This window comes from Alishewanella sp. WH16-1 (genome assembly GCF_001441695.1).
Classification (GTDB): Bacteria; Pseudomonadota; Gammaproteobacteria; order Enterobacterales; family Alteromonadaceae; genus Alishewanella; species Alishewanella agri.
In genome coordinates this window covers 1-1,199 of record NZ_LCWL01000014.1, presented here as the reverse complement: position 1 = coordinate 1,199, position 1,199 = coordinate 1, and the positions used below count along the sequence as shown (strand labels likewise).

The window sequence follows — 1,199 nt, the reverse complement described above, 5'->3', positions numbered from 1 at the left end:
GGTAATCATCCCTAAAAATAACTGACGTCAAAAGTAGAATTTTCTCGTAACATAAACGCAGGAGATTCTGCATGAAAACATCAAAATTTAGCGACAGCCAAATCCTGGCAATCTTAAAGCAAGCCGAAGCCGGCGCACCCGTTCCAGAGCTGTGTCGTGAGCATGGCATGAGTTCGGCTACTTTCTACAAGTGGCGCGCCAAATTCGGCGGCATGGATGCGTCCATGATGGCCAGATTGAAAGAGCTTGAAACCGAAAATGCACGGCTTAAAAAGATGTATGCCGAGGAGCGGCTCAAAGCCGAAATCCTTAAAGAGGCCATCGAAAAAAAGTGGTAAAGCCGTCGCGTCGACGGGAGTTGGCGCAAAAGGCGGTGCAAAACCATTCCATTACCATCAAGTTAGCGTGTGCCTTGTTTGGGCTTAGCGAAACCTGTTATCGCTATCGGGCCAAACTGAGTGACGAAAACGCTAAAATTGCTGATTGGCTGCTGCGTCTGACCGAAGCCCATCGCAGTTGGGGCTTTGGTATGTGTTTTTATTTTTTACGCAACGTGAAGCGTTTCAACTGTAACCATAAAAGGGTGTTGAGGATTTACCGTGAGCTGGAGCTTAATCTACGGATAAAGCCTAAGAAACGTTTAAAACGGGATAAACCTGATGCATTGGCCGTACCGGAATCGATGAACCAGTGTTGGTCTATGGACTTCATGCATGACCAGCTTGAGGATGGCCGTAGCTTCAGGCTGCTGAATATCATTGACGATTTTAACCGTGAAGGTCTGGCGATTGAGGTCGACTTTTCGCTGCCGGCAGAACGTGTTGTCCGCACACTCAATCAAGTCATTGAATGGCGTGGTAAGCCAAAGCAGATACGAAGCGACAATGGCCCGGAATATATCAGTGCATTATTGGCTGAATGGGCTGAAAAACATGAAGTTGAACTGATGTTTATTCAGCCTGGCAATCCACAGCAAAATGCTTATGTCGAGCGGTACAACCGCACCGTTCGCTACGAGTGGCTGAACCAATATTTATTCAACAGTATTGCCGAAGTGCAAGATCATGCGACAGAATGGCTTTGGTTTTACAATAATGAACGACCAAACAAAGCAATTGGTGGCATACCACCCAAATACAAACAGGCTTTAATGACGCAACCTTCTACTTTTAGTGTCATTTAAAAATGGGATGATTACC

At 46.1% G+C, this 1,199-nt stretch carries 1 protein-coding gene; it reads left to right on the top strand.

Annotated features, from left to right (window positions below; all coding sequences use genetic code 11):
- The first annotated feature begins 71 nt into the window (after positions 1–71).
- A protein-coding gene (locus AAY72_RS02055; protein ID WP_156411264.1) for an IS3 family transposase occupies positions 72–1,183 on the top strand; the annotation gives its coding sequence in 2 pieces (ribosomal slippage) (positions 72–333 and positions 333–1,183; 1,113 coding nt in all).
- The last annotated feature ends 16 nt before the right edge of the window (positions 1,184–1,199 follow it).